This window comes from Inquilinus sp. Marseille-Q2685 (assembly GCF_916619195.1).
GTDB lineage: Bacteria > Pseudomonadota > Alphaproteobacteria > DSM-16000 > Inquilinaceae > Inquilinus.
On the sequence record NZ_CAKAKL010000002.1, the window covers coordinates 1,452,330 to 1,470,746 of the forward strand.

Below are 18,417 nucleotides of genomic sequence, written 5' to 3' on the forward strand. Positions count from 1 at the left end.
AGGTTTCCGTTCATCTCTTGTTAATGATGCAAGGAGGAAGGCCCCGCGGCCGTTCGGCGCGGGGCTCCAAGGTGAAAGGAGGTGACATGGAGAGCCGTGAGCCCCCGCCCCGGGTCCTGATCGTCGAAGACGACACCTGGATCGCGGCGATGCTCGAGAGCATCGTGCAGTCCGCCGGGCTCGAGGTGGTCGGCCCCGTCAGCACGCTGCGCGAGGCGGTTCGGATCGCCAGCTCGGAGCGGCTGGACGCAGCGCTCCTGGATATCGGCCTCGGCCGCGCGGAGGTCTATGCCGCCGCCGACGTGCTGGAAGAGCGCAACATCCCCTTCGCCTTCGTCACCGGCCGGTCGGAGGCGGAGATCGAGCTGCTGCATCGCGGCCGCCCGGTGTGGACCAAGCCGCTCCTGCAGCAGCAGATCGCGCAGGGGCTGAAGGACCTGGTCGAGCGGCGGTAAGCACCTCAGGCCCTGAGCGCCGCCGCCAGGCGCTGCCCGTGCGGCAGGGCGGGCGGCCGGTGCAACTCGACGCGCGCCCCGGCGGCGGCCCTGCGCTCGGCCCAGTCGGCGATCGTCTCCATGCTGGTGTGGTCGATCTGGGCCAGCCCGCCGGCATCCAGCCGCACGGTCGCGCGCGGCGGCAGCGCCTCCAGCGCCCGCAGCAGGGCCGGCAGCTGCAGGAAGGTGGCCGCCCCCTCCAGCCGCAGCTCGGCCTCGCCCGAGGGCAGATCTCGGCGCCGGATCTTCAGCGGCATACGGCGCAGATGCGGCAGCACCTCGAGGAACGACAGCGCCAGCCCGACCAGGACACCGGTCAGCAGGTCGGTCGCCACCACCATGACCACGGTCGCGGCCCAGATCGCCGCCGGCAGCAGGCCGTGCCGGTGCAGTAGCTCGCGCACATGCTTCAGGCTGACCAGCCGCCAGCCGGTGACCACCAGCACGCCGGCCAGCGACGCCATCGGCACCTCGCGCAGCAGCCAGGGCAGCAGGGCGACGGCGGCGAGGATCCAGGCGCCGTGCAGGATCGTCGACAGCCGGGTGGCGGCCCCGGCCTGGACATTGGCCGAGCTGCGCACGATCACCCCGGTCATCGGCAGGGCGCCGGCCAGGCCGCAGAGCAGGTTGCCCACGCCCTGGGCCGACAGCTCGCGGTCGTAGTTGGTGCGCACGCCGTCATGCATCCGGTCGACCGCCGCGGCCGACAGCAGCGTCTCGGCGCTGGCGATCACGGCGATCACCAGCGCCGCGACCAGGATGCCGCTTTCGCCCAGCCGCGACAGGTCGGCCATGGTCGGGACCGAGACGCTGGCGAGGATCGCGTCGGGCACATCCACCCGCTGGACCGGCAGCGCCAGCACCACGGCCAGGGCCGTGCCCGCGACGACGCCGACCAGGGCGCCGGGGACGAGGCGGAGCGACCGCGGCCGCAGCCTCTCCCACAGCACCATCGCCAGGATGGTGGCGCCGCCGGCCAGCACCGCCGCGGTGCCGGAGGACCATTGCAGCGGCACGAGGCCGGCCAGGGCCGCCGGGATCGCCGCCAGGTTCTGCAGCCCGTCCGGCAGCGGCGCGCGGCCGAACAGCACCTGCAGCTGCGCCGCCACGATCAGCACGCCGATGCCGGCCAGCATGCCGTGCACCACGGCGGGCGAGATGGCGCGGAACCACTTGCCCAGGCGCAGCACCCCGGCGCCGAGCTGCAGCAGCCCGGCCAGCACCAGGATCGGGCCGAGCATGGCGAGGCCGAAATCCTGCACCAGCTGGAACACGATCACGGCGAGACCGGCGGCCGGGCCGCTGACCTGCAGCGGCGATCCGGCCAGGAGGCCGACGACGATGCCACCGATGATGCCGGTCACCAGCCCCTTCTCCGCCGGCACGCCGGAGGCGACGGCGATGCCCATGCACAGCGGCAGGGCCACCAGGAAGACGACGATCGAGGCCGGCAGGTCGCGGGCCAGCGAGGACGGGAGGAGGCGCGCCATGCCGCCTACTCCGCCGCCAGCCGCGGCATCGGCGGCAGCGCCACCGGCAGGCCGCCGGCGTCGTCGATCCGGCCGAAACGGCCGGCGGCGCCGTCATAGGCCAGGATCTCGCCGGATTCGAGCTCGAAGAACCAGCCGTGCAGCCGCAGCTGGCCGCGGGCGACCTTGGCCGCGACCGAGGGGTGGGTGCGCAGGTGGTTCAGCTGCGCCACCACGTTCTCCATCGCCAGCGCGCGCAGCGTCTCGCGCTCGTCGCGGCCCGGCGGATAGGCCTCGCACACCACCCGGTGGGCGGCATGGCTGTGGCGCAGCCAGGCGGCCACGTTCGGCATGTCCCGCAGCGCCTCGGGATTCAGCAGCCCCTTCATCGCGCCGCAGTCGGAATGGCCGCAGACCACGATGTCGCGGACGCCGAGCGCCACGACCGCGTATTCGATCGCCGAGGACACGCCGCCATTGGCCTGAGAGAAGGGCGGCACGATGTTGCCGGCGTTGCGGCAGCAGAAGATCTGGCCCGGGCCGCTTTGGGTGATCAGCTCCGGCACCACCCGGGAATCGGCGCAGGAGATCACCAGCGCCTGGGGCTGCTGGCCGTCGGTCGCGAGCTTCTGGTACAGCGGCTGCTGCTGCGGGAAGATCTCGGCGCGGAACCGCGCCATTCCGGTGAACAGGTCATCCATCCCTGGCCTCCTGTGCTTGGGCGAGAGGTCACGGATGGATAGGATGGGAAGCCTAGATTTCGCATGTGCGAACGGTTCGTGACAAAGTGTTTCAGCGCCTTGGCAGCGTCACCTCCGCAGTCAGGCCGCCGCCGGGCCGGTTGACCAGGGACAGTCGTCCGCCTTCGCGCTCCACCGCCTGCAAGGCAATGGCCAGGCCGAGCCCGACGCCGCCGGTGGCGCGGCTGCGCGATCCTTCGATGCGCTGGAACGGCTCCAGGACGCGGATCAGATCCGGTTCCGGGATGCCCGGCCCGTCATCGGCGATGGCGACCGTGATCTCGGTCTCGCTGCAACGCAGCACGACCCGCGCCGAGCCGCCATAGGTCACCGCATTGTCGATCAGGTTGGCGAAGGCGCGCTTCAGCGCCAGCGGCCGGGCCTGCAGCACGGCCCGGTCCGGCCCCCGATAGGCGGCGTCCTGCCCGGCATCGGCCGCGTCATCGACCAGCGTGGTCAGCAGCGCCACGAGGTCGACCGCGCGCGGCGGCTCCGGATCGGTGTCGCCCTTGAGATAGGCCAGCACCGAGCCGACCATCTGCTCCATTTCGTCGAGATCGGCCTGCATCTCGGCCTGCAGCGGCCGGTCCTCCATCAGGTCGGTGCGCAGGCGCAGCCGGCCGATCGGCGTGCGCAGGTCGTGCGACACGGCGGCCAGGGCCTGGGTCTGGTCGGCGATCAGCCGGGCCAGCCGGTCCTGCATGGCGTTGAGCGCCCGCGCCAGCCGTCGCACCTCCATCGGTCCCTCGACCGCGACCGGGACGGGACGGCCGCGTCCGATCGCATCCGCCGCCCGGACCAGCTGGCGCAAGGGCGCGCCGAGCGCGCGGACCAGCAGCGGCGCCGCGATCAGCAGGCAGCTGGCCAGCAGCGCGGTGGACAGCAGGCTGCGCAGGATGTCGGGCAGGCCGTGCTGCAGCCGGGTCACGTCGAAGCCGAGGACGGAGCCGTCGGCGAGGCGCAGCTCGCCCCGGACGCGGTGCGGCTCCCCCTCCCCGACGCCCCGATCCAGGGTGAGGCCGCGCCCGGCCAGGCCGGAATCGCGCTTCTGCAGCCGTGCCTCCAGGTCGCGCAGCCAGGGCGACGCGACGCCGCCCTCGGCGCCGGCCGAATGGGGCGACCAGCTCAGGGCGAGATCGGCGGTGGACAGCGCCGCGGCCAGTTGCGGCCGCTGCCCGGGCGGCACGCTGGACAGCGCCCGCTCGCCGATGGCCAGCCGCTCGGCCAGATGGTCGGCATGGACATTGCCCGACTTGGTGCGCTCGGCCAGCTCCTGCAGCACCGAGGCGCCAACGAACTGCAGCAGCACGGCGGCGAGGACGAGCAGGGTCAGGCGGCCGAGCAGGCCGCGCGGCCAGACGACGCGGCGGATCACCGGTGCTCCACATCCGCCGTGAACATGTAGCCGATGCCGCGGATGGTGCGGATCAGGGCGCCGTCCGGGCCGCTGGACCCGAGCTTGCGCCGCAGCCGGCTGACCAGCACGTCGATGCTGCGGTCGGACGGGCTGCCGAGGCGCGAGCGCGACAGCTCCAGGAGCCGCTCGCGCCCGATCACGCGCTGGGGATGCTCCAGGAAGCTGACCAGCAGGTCGTGCTCCGCCCCCGACAGCTCGACCTCCGCCCCACCGGGATCGGTCAGCCGCCGCCGGCGCCGGTCGAGCGCCCAGCCGGCGAAGCGCAGCATCTCCCGATGGGAGCGGCCGGGGAACGGCTCCAGCGCCGCGCCCCGGCGCAACGCCGCGCGCACCCGCGCCAGCAGCTCGCGCCGGCCGAAGGGCTTGCTGATGTAGTCGTCGGCCCCGACCTCGAGCCCGAGCACGCGGTCCATCTCCTCGCCGCGGGCGCTGACCATGATGATCGGCACCGGGCTGCGGGCCCGGAAGGCGCGGCAGAGGTCGAGCCCGTCGGCGCCCGGCAGCATGACGTCGAGGATCAGCAGGTCGACCGGCGCCGCCTCGATCGAATCCCACATCTCGCGGCCGTCGCCGACGCCGGTGGCGCGCAGCCCGTTCTCGCGCAGGATGCGCACGATCAGGGAGCGGGTGCCAGGATCGTCTTCGACTACCAGCACGTGATCCGAGCGCAGGGGGGCGGAACGCAGGAGCTCGTTCATCGCGGATCCAAGGGTCCTTTGACAGCGGAAACCGGAACGCGTCCTCCCCATGGACCGGCAGGCGCCGGCCGCCGCCGATCGTGTCCGATCGACGAGATTTTCGTTAAAATAATCGACAATGGCCTGGAATAGTTTCCAAGCATAGTCTGATCGTCGATAGAAGATCCATTCCGATATCTCAACGGAAATAAGGTCGCAGCCGTGCCGAGATAAAGGAAAATTCCAAACTATTCATGATATTTCAACCCGGGGGTGGAACGATGACACGAAGCGAAGCGGCAAGGTCCACTGTCCTGGTTCGGGTCAGCGCCCGGGCTGCAGCACGGCGCGGGCCACGTCGATGAAGGCGCGCAGCTTGGGCTGGTCCTGGGCCCGCCGCGGGAAGTACAGGAACAGGCCGGGCGTCCGCGGCAGGAAAGGCTGCAGAACCGGCTCGAGCTGGCCGGAGACGAGCTCCGCCGCCACCGCGATGTCGGGCACGTAGGAGAGGCCAAGCCCCGCCCGGGCGAAGGCGAACAGCAGCCCGCCGTCGTTGACGATCAGGCTGCCGGGCGGGTCGACCGTCAGGGCGCGGCCGTCGCGCTCGAACTCCCAGCGATAGATCGCGCCGGAGGCGGGGAAGCGGTAGCGGATCGCCTCGTGCCGGGTCAGGTCCTCCGGCCGCTGCGGCCGGCCGCGGGCGTCGAGATAGGCCGGGCTGCCGACCACGGACCAGGCGATGTCGCGGGTCAGCCGCACCGCCACCATGTCGCGCTCGACATATTCGCCGATGCGGATGCCTGCATCGTAGCCGCGGGCGGTCAGGTCGACCGTGGCGTCGTCGACCGCGATCTCGACCGCGACCCGCGGATGGCTGCGCCGCAGCGCCGCCACCACCGGCTCGACCACCAGCGGCACGGCCATGCGCGGCACGGTCAGGCGCAGCAGGCCCGTCGGCTCCGTCCCCATCGCCCCGGCCGCCTCGACCGCGGCGGCGATCTCCGCCGTCGCCGGCCCGACCCGCGCCAGCAGCGCGGCGCCGGCCTCGGTCAGCCCGACCCGGCGCGTGGTGCGGACGAACAGCAGCGTCCCCAGCCGGGCCTCCAGCGCCTTCACCGCCTGGCTGACCGCCGCCGGCGACACGCCCAGCCGCGCCGCCGCCCCGGTGAATCCGCCGGCCTCGGCGACGGCGAGGAAAGCGGACAATCCGGTGAAGGGATCGGGTGGGGGCATGTGCCGATTATAAATCCGATCTTAAAAGCTTACAAAGACAGCCCCGATTTTTCGGGGCAATCTTGGGCGGTAGGCTCTCCCCGCACTCAGCAGGGAGGCGACCATGGAAGAGACAGCACTGCCGCGCCGCACCGTCCTGGCCGGCGCGATCGCGGCCGGCGGGGCGGCGCTTCCGACCACGGCCCCCGCCGCCGAGGCCACGGGCGTGCTGGCCGGCAAGGTGGCGATCGTCACCGGCGGCACCTCCGGGATCGGCGCTGTCACCGCGGCCGCGCTGGCCCGGGCCGGCGCCAAGGTCGCCTTCAACGGCCGGCGCGAGGCGCTGGGCCGCGACGTCGAGGCGCGGATCCGCTGGGACGGCGGCGACGCCGCCTATACCCGCGCCGATGTCCGCGACGCGGCGCAGATGGAGCGCTTCGTCGCCGAGACGGTGGCGCGCTGGGGCCGGCTGGACATCGCCTTCAACAATGCCGGGATCGACCTGCCGCCGGCGCCGATCGCCGACACCGACATCGCCGGCTTCGACGACCAGGTGGCGACCAACCTGCGCGGCATCTTCGTCTCGATGAAATACGAGCTGCCGCATCTGGCGCGGGCCCGGGGCGCCATGATCAACATGGCGTCGATCGGCGGCCGCCACGCCTTCCCGAACATCGTCGCCTATGGTGCCACCAAGGCCGCGGTGATCCACATGACCCGCGCCGCGGCCCAGGAATACGGCCGCGACGTGCGGATCAACGCCCTCGCGCCCGGTGCGATCGAGACGCCGATGCTGGAGCGGGTGCGGCGCGACTGGAAGGTGACGACCGAGCAGCTGGTCGCGCCCTACCCGATGCGCCGCGCCGGCACGCCGGAGGAGGTCGCGGCCGTCGTGGTGTTCCTCGCCAGCGACGCCGCCTCCTATGTCAGCGGCCACGTCATCGGCATCGACGGCGGGGATCTGGCGTGATCAGGCCGACGCCAGCGGCGATGCCAAAGCCAGCTCGGGCCGGATGCAGGCGCTGAGATGCCCCTCCCCGACCGCCTGCAGCGGCGGGGCGGCCTCGGCGCAGGCTGGCAGGGCGTAGCGGCAGCGGGTGCGGAAGGTGCAGCCGGAGGGCGGCGACAGCGGGCTCGGCAGCTCGCCCTTCAGCAGGATCCGCGGGCGGCGCAGCGTCGGGTCCGGGATCGGCGCCGCCGACAGCAGCGCCTCGGTGTAGGGGTGGCGCGGCGTCTCGAACAGCGCCCGGGCCGGCGCGATCTCGACGATCCGGCCGAGATACATCACCGCCACCCGGTCGCAGATCTGGCCCACCACCGCCAGATCGTGGCTGATGAAGACGATGGTCAGGTCCAGCCGCCGCTTCACCTCCATCAGCAGGTTGATGATCTGGGCCTGGACCGAGACGTCGAGGGCGGAGACCGGCTCGTCCGCCACCAGCAACCGCGGCTCGGTCACCAGGGCGCGGGCGATGCCGATGCGCTGGCGCTGGCCGCCGGAGAACTCGTGCGGGAACCGCTCCGCATGACCGGCGGACAGGCCGACCGTCTCCAGCGCCGCCGCCACCCTCGCGGCCCGCTCCGCCGTCGGGGGCGCCGCCTTCTGCACCCGGAGCGGCATGGCGACGATGCGGCCGACGGTCATGCGGGGGTTCAGCGACGCCGCCGGGTCCTGGAACACGAACTGCAGCCGCGGACGGATCGGCTTCAGCTGCCGGCGGCCGAGTGTCGTGATATCGGTGCCCTCGAACAGCACGCGCCCGCCGGTCGGCCGCATCAGCCGTAAGAGCGTGCGGCCCAGCGTACTCTTGCCCGAGCCGGATTCGCCGACCAGCCCCAGCACCTCGCCCTGGCGCACGGCGAAGGAGACGCGGTCGACCGCGCGCACCTGCAGCCGCTCGCGCCCGAAGAACGTGCCGCCGACCGGGAAGGACTTGCTGAGCTCCTGCAGCTCGAGGATGGGCTGGGCCTGCGGCGTCGTCATTGCACACCGGCCTCCATGCCCAAACCCGTCATGGCGAGGCTAGCAGGGGCGTGGCCATCCAGTGCGGCTCGCCCCGGTCCCTGGAGGGCCCCCTCGCTTCGCTCCTCGCCATGACGGCTGTGGGGCTGGCGGGGACGGTCCTTCACGAGCCTCATCGTCATCACGCCCCCGCCTCGATCTCGCGCCAGCGCAGGCAGCGCACCACCCGGCCGTCTGCCTCCTCCAGCGCCGGCACCTCGGCGTCGCAGGCGCCGGGCCGGGCGTGGCCGCAGCGCGGGTGGAAGGAGCAGCCGGGCGGCAGCCGGCCGGGGTCCGGCACGCTGCCCGGAATGGCCGGCAGCACGCCGCCGCCGAAGTCCAGCCGGTCGATCCGCGGCACCGAGCGCAGCAGCCCCTGGGTGTAGGGCATGCGCGGCCGCTGCAGCAGCCCGACGGCATCGCCGCGCTCGACGATCCGCCCGGCATACATGACCATGACGCTGTCCGCGATCTCGGCCACCACGCCGAGATTGTGGGTGACGAAGATGATCGCCATGCCGGTCTTGGCCTGCAGCGACTTCAGCAGGTCGATGATCCCGGCCTGGACCGTGACGTCCAGCGCCGTGGTCGGCTCGTCCGCGATCAGCAGGCTGGGGTCGCAGGCCAGGGCCATGGCGATCATCACGCGCTGGCGCATGCCGCCCGACAGGTGGTGCGGATAGGCCGCCAGGCGCCGCCGCGGCTCCGGGATGCCGACCAGCTCCAGCAGCTCCTCGGCCCGGGCCAGCGCCTGCCTGCGGCCGAGGCCGCGATGGAAGGTCACCGCCTCGGCGATCTGGTCGCCGATCCGGTGCACCGGGTTCAGCGAGGTCATCGGCTCCTGGAAGATCATCGAGATCTCGTCGCCGCGCACCGCCCGCATCGCCTCGGGAGGCAGCTGCAGCAGGTCGCGGGCCTGGCCATCGCGCCCGGTGAAGCGGACCGATCCGGTGATGGCGCAGCGCGGCGCCGGGGGCAGCAGGCGCAGCACCGCCAGGCTGGTGACGCTCTTGCCCGAGCCGGATTCGCCGACCAGCGCCAGCGTCTCGCCGCGGCGGACGGAGAAGGAGACGTCATTGACCACCGTCACCGCCCCGCCTTCGCCGCGGAAGGTGACCGCCAGGTCCCGGACCTCGAGGATCGGCGCGTCCGTCATCACGACTCCAGCCGGGCGTCGAGCGCGTCGCGCAGCCCGTCGCCGATGAAGTTGAAGCTGGTCACCGCCAGCGTGATCGCGATGCCCGGCACCAGGGCCAGCCAGGGCGCCGAGGTCAGGTATTGCTGGGCGTTGTTCAGCATGTTGCCCCAGCTCGCGGTCGGCGGCTGGATGCCGTAGCCGAGGAAGCTGATATAGGCCTCCATCAGGATGGCGCGGGCGACGGTCAGGGTGGCGGCGACGACGATCGGGCCGACCGCGTTGCGCAGCAGCTCGTCGACCATGATGCGCGCGTCGGACGCGCCCATCATCTCCGCCGCCAGGGTGAAGTCGCGCTCGCGCAGGGTGCGGATCTGGCTTTCGACCACGCGCGCCACCTCCATCCAGCTGGTCGCGGCGATGATCAGGGTGATGGTCACCGGGTCCGGCTTCAGCAGCGCCGCCAGCGTCAGCAGCAGGAACACGGCGGGGAAGCACAGCATGGCGTCGACCAGGCGCATCAGCACGGCGCCGACCGCCCGGCCGTAATAGCCGGCCACCACCCCGACGGCGGAGCCGACGAGCGTGCTGATCACCATTGCGGCGAAGGCGACAGAGAGCGAGATGCGGCCGGCCATCAGGAGCCGGGCGCAGAGGTCTCGGCCCAGCGGGTCGGTGCCGAACAGGTGCCACCCGGTCAAGGGCGGCGCGAAGCGGGCGCGCATGTCGATGCGCAGGTCGTCGAAGGGCAGCAGCCAGGGCCCGGCGACGCAGGCCAGCACCAGCAGCAGGATGCAGGCGACGCCGACCATCGCCAGCCGGTGCCGGCGGAAGCGGCGCCAGCCGCGGTTGCCGGCGCGGCGGGCGGGTTCGACGGTCGGGACGGCGGCGGCCAGGGTCATCGTCCCCTCCCCTCAATCCAGCCGGATGCGCGGGTCGGCGACCGCGCAGAGGATGTCGGCCAAAAGGTTGCCCAGCAGCACCAGCAGGGCCGAGACCATCAGGATCCCCATCACCACCGGATAGTCGCGATAGCCCAGGGAATCGAGGAACAGCCGGCCCATGCCGGGCCAGGTGAACACCGTCTCGGTCACCAGCGCGCCGCCCAGGAGCGTCGGCAGCTCCAGTCCTGCCAGGGTGATCATCGGCAGGAGCGCGTTGCGCAGCGCGTGGCGGATCAGCACCCGCTTCTCCGGCAGGCCCTTGGCCCGGGCGGTGCGGATGTAGTCCTGGTTGATCACGTCGATCATCGAGGCGCGCATATAGCGGCTCCAGATCGCCACCTCGACCAGCGCCAGCACCAGGGCCGGCGCGATCAGATGGTGCAGGAAGTCGAGCAGCGACCCGTCGCCGACCGTGTACATGTTGCCGGCCGGCAGCCATTGCAGCCGCACCGAGAAGACGTAGATCACCACCAGGCCGAACCAGAAGGTCGGGATCGACAGCGCGACCATGGCGCCGACCGTCGCCAGCATGTCGGCGAAGGAATAGCGCCGGACCGCCCCCATGACGCCGATCCAGACGCCGAGCAGCACCGCGATCAGGATCGCCGTCGCCATCAGCTCGACCGTGGCGAAGAGGTGCGAGCCGATCACGTCCAGCACCGGCGACTGGTCGCGGTAGGACCGCCCCCAGTCGCCGGTCAGGAGCCGGCTGGCCCATTCCCAGTATTGCAGCGGCAGCGGGCGGTCGAGGCCCATCTCATGGGCGATCTGGGCCAGCCGCTCCTGCGTCATGCCCGGGACCAGGGCGAATTGCGACAGCGGGCCGCCCGGGGTCAGGTGCAGCACGGCGAAGCCGATCATCGACACGAGCCAGAGCAGCAGCAGGCTCTGCAGCGCGCGGCCGAACAGGAATTGCGCCATGGCTTCCTCCGCTCCCGGGCGGCCCCTCCCTCAGCTGGCCCAGTACCAGGTGTGTGCGTTCCAGCAATTCTCCTGGACGTTGACGTTGGGGGTGAAGCCGGTCAGGCCCTTCTTCACGCCCTGGACCATGGCGTATTGGAAGATCGGCAGGTACGGCAGGTCCTTGCGCGTGAACTCCTGCATCTTCAGATAGGCCGCCTTGCGCTTGGCCGGGTCCACCGTCGACGCGCCCTCGGCCAGCAGCCTGTCGACATCGGCGCTCTCATACTGCGTGGTGTTCTGGCCGCCGCCGCCCTTGGCGCCGATCGAGCGGCTGGAGAAATAGTCGGTCGCGTCCGGGTCGGGCCCGACCATGAAGTAGATCCCGACCATCGCCGTCTCGAACTTCGACTGCATCCAGTAGTCGCCCCACATCACCGCCGGGGGCAGGTTGTTGATGTTCATCTTGACGCCGATGTCGAGCCAGTTCTGCTGCAGCAGCTGCTGCGCCTGCTCGCGCACATGGTTGCCGGCGGTGGTGGAGTTGACGAATTCCAGCCGCACGCCGTTCTTCTCGCGGATGCCGTCGCCGCCCGGGGCCCAGCCGGCGGCGTCCAGGATCTGCTTGGCCTTCTCGGGATCATAGCTCTGCTTCGGCAGGTCCGGGTTGAAGGCCCAGGACTGCTTCGGCAGGAAGGATTCGGACGGCGTCGGCAGGCCGTAATAGATGCTGTCGATGATGCTCTGCTTGTCCATCGCGGTGTAGAGGGCCTCGCGCACCGCCGGGTCCTGGAACACCGGCATCCCGAGATTCAGCGCGATGTTCTCGATGAAGGCCTGCGGCACCGGCGAGACGTCGCGGTCGGCCAGGCCCTTGGCCTCCTCGTAATGGTCGGCGGTGATGCCCTGCAGCCCGATATAATCGATGTCGCCGGTGGTGAACTGGGTGAACAGGACGGTCAAGTCGGGGATGTACTTGATCACCAGCCGCTCGAGATACGGCCCGTCAAGGTGATAGCCCTCATGCGCGGCCAGGGTGATGTGGTCGCCCGGCACGCGCTCGACCCATTTGAACGGCCCGGTGCCGACCGGCTTGGTGGCGAAGGCCGAGGCGTTGGGGTCGGCCTCCTTCTCCATCAGGTGCTTCGGCACGATGAAGGTCCAGGACAGGATCGACGGATAGGGCGCGTAGGGCTTCTCCAGCCGCCAGGTCAGCTCGGTCGGGCTGATCACCTTGATGTCGCGCACCAGCTCGTGCCCGGCGCGTCGGCCGGCGCGGAACTTCGGGTTGTTGATCAGGTCGATGGTGTATTTCACGTCCTCGGCGGTGAACGGCGTGCCGTCATGCCATTTGACGTTGTCGCGCAGCTTGACGCGCCAGGTCAGGCCGTCGGCGGAGATGCCGCCATTCTCCAGGGTCGGTACCTCGGCGGCGAGGTCGGGGATGAAATTGCCCTGCGGGTCGACCTGCCACAGCGGGCTGAACAGGTTGAAATAGACGCCCTCGTCGACCTCGATGTGCAGCATCAGCGGGTTGAACACCGTCGGCTCCTGCGACAGGCCGATCACCGCCTGGCCGGTCGGCTTGGCCGGCGGCCCCGCCGCCCGCGCGGCCCTGACCCAGCCCTGGCCGGGGCCGAGCCAGACCGCCGTGCCGGCGGCAAGGCCTGCCGCCAGGAAGCGGCGGCGGGTGGGCTGGGCGAACGGAAGATCCCTGGTCTCGTCGGTCATGGTGAAGCTCCCTTGTTCTTGGCCTCCTGGGCCCGGCGGGGGCGGGTCTGCGCCCGTCTCCCCGCCCGGCCGTCTCACACCCCGGCCATCGGCCGGAGCTTCGATCCACCCTAGACCCCGGCCATTGGCCGGGGTCTCGATCCGTCACTGAAGCGCGAGAAGCGGAAATCCTTCGGGTCGACGATCGGGCGGGCGCCGGTCGCGAGATCCGCGGCCAGATGGCCGGCGCCGGGACCGATGCCGAAGCCATGGCCGGAGAACCCGGTCGCCACGACCAGGCCCGGCACCTCCTCGACCGTCGAGATCACCGGCACGGCGTCGGGCGTGACGTCGATCAGCCCGGCCCATTCCTGCACCACCTTGGCCCCGGCGAAGGCCGGGAACTGCTTCGCCAGGTCGGCCATGGCCCGGCGGTTGGCCTGGCGATCGGGCTCCGGGTCCAGCACCCGCACCTTCTCATAGGGCGAGGGCTGGTCCAGCGGCACCGGCGCCGCCTCGCGCCATTCCTGCAGGAAACGGTCGTCGAGCCGGATCTTCAGCGACGACCATTCCATGCGCAGCGCCGGCAGGAAGTCGCTGAAGAAACGGAAGCTGTCCGGCACCAGCGGGGCGATGTTGGAGTTGCCGTTGGCGATGGTGTAGCCGCCGTCGATGCGCTTGCGCAGCGCAAACTCCTTCGACCACATCGCCGTCTCCGGCGCGCCCTCCAGCGGCGCTGTCCGCTGCACGCTGGCCCGGACCTTGAGCTGCGGCAGCCGGAGGCCCAGGTCCTTGAGGAAGCGGCGAGACCAGGCGCCGCCGGCCACGATCACCGTGTCGCAGGCGATGCGGCCGCGCTCGGTGACCACGCCGGCGATGCGCCCGCCGGCCCGCTCGACGCCGCGGACGGCGCAGTCGGTCAGGATGGCAGCGCCGGCCCGGCGTGCGGCGCGGGCGATGGCGGGGGCGGCGCGCTGCGGCTCCGCCCGTCCGTCGGAGGCGGAGTACAGCGCCGCCTTCCAGCGGCCGCCAGCGCCAGGCATCAGCCGGTCGAACTCGGCCGGGGTGATCAGCCGCGCGTCGAGCTGGTAGGGCCGCGCATGCTCCAGCCAGGCCTCGTACTCCGCGATCTCCTGGTCGCTCTCGACCGCGAACAGGATGCCGCTCTGGCGAAAGCCGGTCTCGGCCTCCACCGTCTGGTTCATGCTCTCCCACAGCCGCATGCTCTCGATGATCAGCGGGATCTCCCGCGGATCACGCCGGGTCTTGCGGCACCAGCCCCAGTTGCGGCTGGACTGCTCGCCGGCGATGTGGCCCTTCTCGCACAGCGCCACCGAGACGCCGCGCCGCGCCAGGGCCAGGGCGGCGCTGGTGCCGATGATTCCGCCGCCGACGATGACCACGTCGGCCCGCTGCGGCAGCACGGCATCGGGCTCGACGCTCTCGACCTGCGGGCCCATCACCAGCTCTCCTCAAGCGTCGAATTGATCGGGATCTCGGCGATGCTCGCCGTGTCCGGCAGGTCCAGCAGGAAGGCGACGATGCGCGCCACATCCCGCGGCTGGGTCAGGCTTTCGGCCGGCCGGCTGGTCAGCCCCGCGGCCATGTCGGTGGCGACGAAGCCGGGGCAGATCGCGGTGGCGCGCACGCCCTCGTCCCAGCCGGCATGGCGGATGGCATGGGTCAGCGCCAGCGCCGCGAACTTGCTGACGGCGTAGAGGCCGGAGGTCGCCGACTTCACCCGCTTGCCCGACAGCGAGGCGATGGTGACGACGCGGCCATGGCCCGAGGCGACGAGATGCGGCCAGGCGGCCCGCACCAGCCGCAGCGGCGACTTGACGTTGACCTGGATCAGGTCGTCGAGGTCGGCATCGTCGGCCGCGATCACCGTCTTCGGGATCATGATGCCGGCATTGGCGATGACGGCGTCGATCCGGCCGAACCGCTCGGCCGTGGCCTCGGCCCAGAGCCGCTCGGAGTCCGGGTCGCGGGCGTCGAAGCGATGGACCAGGGCGTCGGCGCCGTCGGGCGGGGTCAGGGACGCCGGGTCGCGGGCGCCGAGGCTGAGCCGCCATCCGGCGCGGGCCAAAGCTGTCGCGATCTCGGCGCCAATGCCGCGTCTGGCACCGGAGATCATGGCGACGCGGGCGATCGTTTCAGACGGCATGGCGGTGCCCTCCGTCAACGCCTGCTGTCAGACGCCCGCATCTCTCAGCCAAAGCCAAACGAGTCCCCCCTCTCCTCGCGGGAGGGGATAGAGGGGGTTTTCGCAGCGAGCGCCGGCCCAGACCACCGGCAGGGGTCCTGGGTGGAGAGGCCGGCTCCATGCGCATTCGCGCGCGGACGCGCGCAGCCCCCCCCCTACCCCCCTCCCGCGAGGGAAGGGGGGACTAAAAGGAAGACGATCCGGCCCGCTCACTCCACCACCGGGGCCTGCTCGACATAACCAACATAGACCTTGCGCAGGATCCCCAGCAGATCCGCCTGCTCCCCCGCGCTCAGCATCGAGAAGAACTCGGCGGATTGCCGGCGGGCGACGGCGCGCCCCTGCTCGGCCGGGCGGCGGCCCTTGCCGGTCAGGTACAGCTCGCGCGCCCGCCGCTCCTCCGGCGAGATCTTCTGCTCGATCAGCCCGGCCTGCTGCAGCTGGTCGAGCAGCCGGCCCATGGCCGAGCGGTCCTTGAGGATGAAATGCGCCAGCACCGAAGGCCGGATGCCGGGATTGCGGCCGACCAGCAGCAGCGTCGAGATCTTGCCGGTGCCGCCGGCCACCTCCAGCGCCTCCATCTGCTCGTCCAGGTCGCGGCTGACCAGCAGGTTGACCGTGCGGACGTAGAAGCTGAGCAGGTCGGTGAAGATGTCGAAGTCGATCTCCGAGAAGTCGATCGTCTTCGGGATCTGCGGATTGCTCCGCGGGCGGGCGCGGCGGGTGCGCCCGCTGCGCCCATCGCTCATGGCGGGCATAGCCGTCCTTGGTTTCGGTGGGTTGGGTCAACGGACAGGTCCACATGGTCAGAAGGGCGGCGGGTCGAGGCCGTCGCGCCGGGCCGCACGCTGGTCGCGGATCCGCGACCAGGCCAGCATGACGCGCGGCATGAAGCGCATGTAGACGGGCGCGCGCTGCAGCGTCTCGACCGGCAGCGCGAGGTCCTGCGGCGGCGTTCCCGTGGCCCACTCCGCCAGCACCGTGCCCATCATCGTGCCGGTCGGCACGCCGCGGCCGGAATAGCCGAGCGAGGCGACGATGCCGGGCGCCAGGCCGTAGAGCCGCGGGAAGGTGCGCGGCTGCATGTCGAGCGCGCCGGTCCAGCTGTACTGGAACTCGATGTCGCCAAGCTGCGGCAGCAGCCATTGCAGCTTCCGCCGCATCAGGTCGTGGGTATAGGCCGGATCGCGGCCGCGCCGTCCCTCGACGAAAAGCGAGGTCACCAGCCGCCCGTCCTTGTCGTATTTCCAGATCGAGATGTCGCGCCGGCTGTCGACCACGGTGTTGTTGTCCGGCGCGATCGTCCGGCGGACGTTGTCGCCGAGCGGCTGGGTGGCCAGCACGGCGACGCCGAGGCGGGCGAAGCTCTGCTCCAGCCCCGGCCAGAATCCGTCGGTGTAGGCGCCGGTGCCGCACACAACCTTGTCGGCGACGACGGATCCCGTCGGCGTCTCCACCCGCCAGCGCCCGCCCTGCGGCCGGATCGCGGTGACCGGCGAGCGGGTGAAGATCTGCGCGCCGCGCGACATGGCCGCCCGCGCCAGGCCGCGGGCGTAGCCGAGCGGGTTGAGATGTCCGCCCTCCGGATGGAACCAGCCGCCGCAGAAGCGCGGCGACCCGGTCAGGTATTGGGCCTCGTCGCGGCCGAGCATCCGGGTGGCCTTGCCGACCGCCGCATAGTCGCGGCAGCGCTGCTCCAGCTTCGCCAGGGCCGGGCTGGCATGGGCCGCGTGGATGTAGCCGGTCTGCACCGCCTCGCACTCGATGCCGTAGCGGCGGATGATGTCGAAGACCAGGTTGGCGGCGTTGGTCTGCCGCTCGATCAGCCGCGACGCGAAGGGCTCGCCCAGGATCCGCCGGATGGTCGGGATCTCATGGACATGGAAGGTCGGGGTGCAGTGGCCGGCGTTGCGGCCCGACCCGCCATGGCCGATCTGCTGCGCCTCCAGCACCACCGCGCCGATTCCGCGCTCGCCAAGATGCAGCGCGGTGGACAGGCCGGTGTAGCCGGCCCCGATCACGCAGACCGGCGCGTCGACCGTGCCGTCCAGCGCCGTCGTCTCCGGCGCCGGGGCCGCCGTGGCGTACCACAGCGACGGTTCGAGCGGCGTCTTATGTATCATGTCCTCCTCATCCCGGAAGAACTGACACAATTCCGATGAAAGAACGCCGAATGCCTATCACAGGCACATCTTGCCTTCTTTTTCATCAGCCGGTGATCAGACAGTACGCGATCGAATGTTCGTAGCCGGACATCGATCCGGACTTTCGACCATTTCTTGGGAACTGAGATTATGATTGTGATCGTCCATTATGGACGGAGTCAAGCGTCATCTGTTGGTCCGGCAAGATCGACGGCGGCTGGGTGACGCTGCGGTCCCGGCGCGCGGCGGCGCCCGGCATCGCCGTGCAGCCCTTCACGCCGCGCATCCCGGTCTCGACCGGCCTGATCGTGCCGAGGCGCCGGCCGCTGTCGCTGGCGGCGCAGGCCTTCCTCGCGGCACTGCAGGACGCGCTCGCGGCCCCGCCGCTGTAGCCTCAGCCGAGCCGGGTCAGGCGCTCCAGCATCCGTCCGTAGAAGACCGGCGCGTCGCATCCGGTCAGCCACAGGGCGTTGGCCGGGCGGCCGGAGATGCCCCACCAGTCGACCACGGTCATGCCGAGGGTCAGCGGCGACGCCGTCTCGATCTCGACATTGCAGTTCCGGCCGCCGAACAGCTCCGGCCAGAGCAGATAGCCGACCGCCAGCGCGTCGTGCAGCGGCCGGGTGGCGGTGCCGTATTTCTCGTTCCCGAAGCGCTGGAAGAACCGCATCATCCCGGCGCCGGCGGCACCGATGCGGGTGCCAAGCCCTTCGAGGTCGGTGATCCAGCTCTCCGGCGTCGGCGCCGCATAGGTGCAGTCGATCGGCACGGCCACGAGGTCGATGCCGGCGCCGAACACGATCGCGGCGGCATCCGGGTCGACCAGGATGTTGAACTCCGCCGCCGGGGACATGTTGCCGCCCTGGAAGAAGCCGCCCCCCATCAGCACGATCCGACGGATCTTGCGGGCGACCGTCGGGCTGCGGCGCAAGGCCATGGCGATGTTGGTCAGGGGCCCGACCGGCACCAGCGTGGTCGCGCCGTCCGGCCGGCTCAGCAGCGTCTCGACCATCCAGTCGACCGCATGGCCGGGCTCCGGCGGCCGCGCCGGGGCCGGGAAGTCCCAGCCGTCCAGGCCGGACTTGCCGTGCACCTCCTCGGCGAAGCGGGCGGGGCGCAGTAGCGGCCGCTCGCAGCCCGCCCGCACCGGGACCTCCGGCCGGCCCGCCAGTTCCACCACCCGCCGGGCATTCGCGGCGGTGACGGCGACGGGGACGTTGCCGGCGACCGTGGTGAGGCCGAGCACCTCGAGCTCCGGCGACGCCAGCGCCAGCAGGATGGCGAAGGCGTCGTCCTGCCCCGGATCGGTGTCGATGATGATGGCTTCGGTCAAACCCGCCTCCCTGCCGGCCTGGAAGCGGCCGGTC

General features: G+C 71.3%; 18 protein-coding genes. 3 read left to right on the plus strand and 15 right to left on the minus strand.

All coding sequences use genetic code 11. The annotated features are described in order from the left end of the window. The first annotated feature begins 86 nt into the window (after positions 1 to 86). Positions 87 to 455, plus strand: coding sequence for a response regulator (locus LG391_RS15965; protein WP_225768982.1), 369 nt, complete (start codon positions 87 to 89; stop codon positions 453 to 455). 5 nt (positions 456 to 460) lie between these two features. On the opposite strand, the gene LG391_RS15970 is transcribed toward LG391_RS15965, so the two are convergent. From LG391_RS15970 to LG391_RS15990, 5 genes are all read right to left on the minus strand, one after another. After that, positions 461 to 1,984, minus strand: coding sequence for a SulP family inorganic anion transporter (locus tag LG391_RS15970; RefSeq protein ID WP_225768983.1), 1,524 nt, complete (start codon positions 1,982 to 1,984; stop codon positions 461 to 463). A 5-nt stretch (positions 1,985 to 1,989) separates the two neighbouring features. Continuing rightward, positions 1,990 to 2,664 carry a carbonic anhydrase gene (locus LG391_RS15975; RefSeq protein ID WP_225768984.1) on the minus strand — a complete coding sequence of 225 codons (675 nt, stop codon included), beginning with the start codon at positions 2,662 to 2,664 and terminating at the stop codon, positions 1,990 to 1,992. Positions 2,665 to 2,755: 91 nt separating this feature from the next. Then, a complete protein-coding gene (locus LG391_RS15980) occupies positions 2,756 to 4,078 on the minus strand; it encodes an ATP-binding protein (RefSeq protein WP_225768985.1) in 1,323 nt (440 codons plus the stop codon). Further along, complete coding sequence (locus tag LG391_RS15985; protein WP_225768986.1) at positions 4,075 to 4,818, minus strand: response regulator transcription factor; 744 nt, start codon at positions 4,816 to 4,818, stop codon at positions 4,075 to 4,077. Before LG391_RS15985 ends, LG391_RS15980 begins: the two co-directional genes overlap by 4 nt. Before the next feature lie 303 nt (positions 4,819 to 5,121). After that, positions 5,122 to 6,030, minus strand: a complete 909-nt coding sequence (locus LG391_RS15990; RefSeq protein ID WP_225768987.1) for a LysR family transcriptional regulator — start codon at positions 6,028 to 6,030, stop codon at positions 5,122 to 5,124. 103 nt (positions 6,031 to 6,133) lie between these two features. On the opposite strand from LG391_RS15990, the gene LG391_RS15995 reads away from it, so the two are divergent. Further along, the gene (locus LG391_RS15995; protein ID WP_225768988.1) at positions 6,134 to 6,979 is read left to right on the plus strand and encodes an SDR family NAD(P)-dependent oxidoreductase; all 846 of its coding nucleotides are present in this window, start codon (positions 6,134 to 6,136) and stop codon (positions 6,977 to 6,979) included. On the opposite strand, the gene LG391_RS16000 is transcribed toward LG391_RS15995, so the two are convergent. From LG391_RS16000 to LG391_RS16040, 9 genes are all read right to left on the minus strand, one after another. Further along, positions 6,980 to 7,993 (minus strand): ABC transporter ATP-binding protein, encoded by a 1,014-nt coding sequence (locus tag LG391_RS16000; protein ID WP_225768989.1) that lies wholly within the window; start codon positions 7,991 to 7,993, stop codon positions 6,980 to 6,982. It lies immediately after the preceding gene. 160 nt (positions 7,994 to 8,153) lie between these two features. Then, positions 8,154 to 9,167, minus strand: a complete 1,014-nt coding sequence (locus LG391_RS16005) for an ABC transporter ATP-binding protein (RefSeq protein ID WP_225768990.1) — start codon at positions 9,165 to 9,167, stop codon at positions 8,154 to 8,156. Next, on the minus strand, positions 9,167 to 10,048 hold the full coding sequence (locus tag LG391_RS16010; RefSeq protein ID WP_225768991.1) for an ABC transporter permease: 882 nt from the start codon (positions 10,046 to 10,048) through the stop codon (positions 9,167 to 9,169). Before LG391_RS16010 ends, LG391_RS16005 begins: the two co-directional genes overlap by 1 nt. 12 nt (positions 10,049 to 10,060) lie before the next feature. Then, positions 10,061 to 11,011, minus strand: a complete 951-nt coding sequence (locus LG391_RS16015; protein WP_225768992.1) for an ABC transporter permease — start codon at positions 11,009 to 11,011, stop codon at positions 10,061 to 10,063. Between the two features lie 30 nt (positions 11,012 to 11,041). Further along, positions 11,042 to 12,721, minus strand: a complete 1,680-nt coding sequence (locus LG391_RS16020) for a peptide ABC transporter substrate-binding protein (protein WP_225768993.1) — start codon at positions 12,719 to 12,721, stop codon at positions 11,042 to 11,044. A 110-nt stretch (positions 12,722 to 12,831) separates the two neighbouring features. Continuing rightward, positions 12,832 to 14,160, minus strand: coding sequence for an FAD-binding oxidoreductase (locus tag LG391_RS16025; protein WP_225768994.1), 1,329 nt, complete (start codon positions 14,158 to 14,160; stop codon positions 12,832 to 12,834). After that, complete coding sequence (locus LG391_RS16030; RefSeq protein WP_225768995.1) at positions 14,160 to 14,867, minus strand: SDR family NAD(P)-dependent oxidoreductase; 708 nt, start codon at positions 14,865 to 14,867, stop codon at positions 14,160 to 14,162. The genes LG391_RS16025 and LG391_RS16030 overlap by 1 nt, the downstream gene beginning before the upstream one ends. A gap of 248 nt (positions 14,868 to 15,115) precedes the next feature. Further along, positions 15,116 to 15,655, minus strand: a complete 540-nt coding sequence (locus LG391_RS16035; protein ID WP_225768996.1) for a MarR family winged helix-turn-helix transcriptional regulator — start codon at positions 15,653 to 15,655, stop codon at positions 15,116 to 15,118. Positions 15,656 to 15,712: 57 nt separating this feature from the next. After that, complete coding sequence (locus LG391_RS16040; protein WP_225768997.1) at positions 15,713 to 17,029, minus strand: FAD-binding oxidoreductase; 1,317 nt, start codon at positions 17,027 to 17,029, stop codon at positions 15,713 to 15,715. A gap of 242 nt (positions 17,030 to 17,271) precedes the next feature. Here LG391_RS16040 and LG391_RS16045 point away from each other — a divergent pair, with 242 nt between their 5' ends. Then, the gene (locus tag LG391_RS16045; RefSeq protein ID WP_225768998.1) at positions 17,272 to 17,442 is read left to right on the plus strand and encodes a hypothetical protein; all 171 of its coding nucleotides are present in this window, start codon (positions 17,272 to 17,274) and stop codon (positions 17,440 to 17,442) included. Positions 17,443 to 17,444: 2 nt separating this feature from the next. Here LG391_RS16045 and LG391_RS16050 read toward each other — a convergent pair whose 3' ends face one another. Beyond that, complete coding sequence (locus tag LG391_RS16050) at positions 17,445 to 18,383, minus strand: nucleoside hydrolase (RefSeq protein ID WP_225768999.1); 939 nt, start codon at positions 18,381 to 18,383, stop codon at positions 17,445 to 17,447. Between the last annotated feature and the right edge of the window lie 34 nt (positions 18,384 to 18,417).

Excerpts from the sequence above, each read along its gene's own strand:
- LG391_RS15990 (WP_225768987.1), bottom strand. The coding sequence starts at position 6,030 with ATGCCCCCACCCGATCCCTTCACCGGATTGTCCGCTTTCCTCGCCGTC.
- LG391_RS16020 (WP_225768993.1), bottom strand. The coding sequence starts at position 12,721 with ATGACCGACGAGACCAGGGATCTTCCGTTCGCCCAGCCCACCCGCCGC.
- LG391_RS16040 (WP_225768997.1), bottom strand. The coding sequence starts at position 17,029 with ATGATACATAAGACGCCGCTCGAACCGTCGCTGTGGTACGCCACGGCG.
- LG391_RS16025 (WP_225768994.1), bottom strand. The coding sequence starts at position 14,160 with ATGGGCCCGCAGGTCGAGAGCGTCGAGCCCGATGCCGTGCTGCCGCAG.
- LG391_RS16000 (WP_225768989.1), bottom strand. The coding sequence starts at position 7,993 with ATGACGACGCCGCAGGCCCAGCCCATCCTCGAGCTGCAGGAGCTCAGC.
- LG391_RS15995 (WP_225768988.1), top strand. The coding sequence starts at position 6,134 with ATGGAAGAGACAGCACTGCCGCGCCGCACCGTCCTGGCCGGCGCGATC.
- LG391_RS15985 (WP_225768986.1), bottom strand. The coding sequence starts at position 4,818 with ATGAACGAGCTCCTGCGTTCCGCCCCCCTGCGCTCGGATCACGTGCTG.
- LG391_RS16010 (WP_225768991.1), bottom strand. The coding sequence starts at position 10,048 with ATGACCCTGGCCGCCGCCGTCCCGACCGTCGAACCCGCCCGCCGCGCC.
- LG391_RS15965 (WP_225768982.1), top strand. The coding sequence starts at position 87 with ATGGAGAGCCGTGAGCCCCCGCCCCGGGTCCTGATCGTCGAAGACGAC.
- LG391_RS15975 (WP_225768984.1), bottom strand. The coding sequence starts at position 2,664 with ATGGATGACCTGTTCACCGGAATGGCGCGGTTCCGCGCCGAGATCTTC.
- LG391_RS16015 (WP_225768992.1), bottom strand. The coding sequence starts at position 11,011 with ATGGCGCAATTCCTGTTCGGCCGCGCGCTGCAGAGCCTGCTGCTGCTC.
- LG391_RS16030 (WP_225768995.1), bottom strand. The coding sequence starts at position 14,867 with ATGCCGTCTGAAACGATCGCCCGCGTCGCCATGATCTCCGGTGCCAGA.
- LG391_RS15970 (WP_225768983.1), bottom strand. The coding sequence starts at position 1,984 with ATGGCGCGCCTCCTCCCGTCCTCGCTGGCCCGCGACCTGCCGGCCTCG.
- LG391_RS16005 (WP_225768990.1), bottom strand. The coding sequence starts at position 9,167 with ATGACGGACGCGCCGATCCTCGAGGTCCGGGACCTGGCGGTCACCTTC.
- LG391_RS16035 (WP_225768996.1), bottom strand. The coding sequence starts at position 15,655 with ATGAGCGATGGGCGCAGCGGGCGCACCCGCCGCGCCCGCCCGCGGAGC.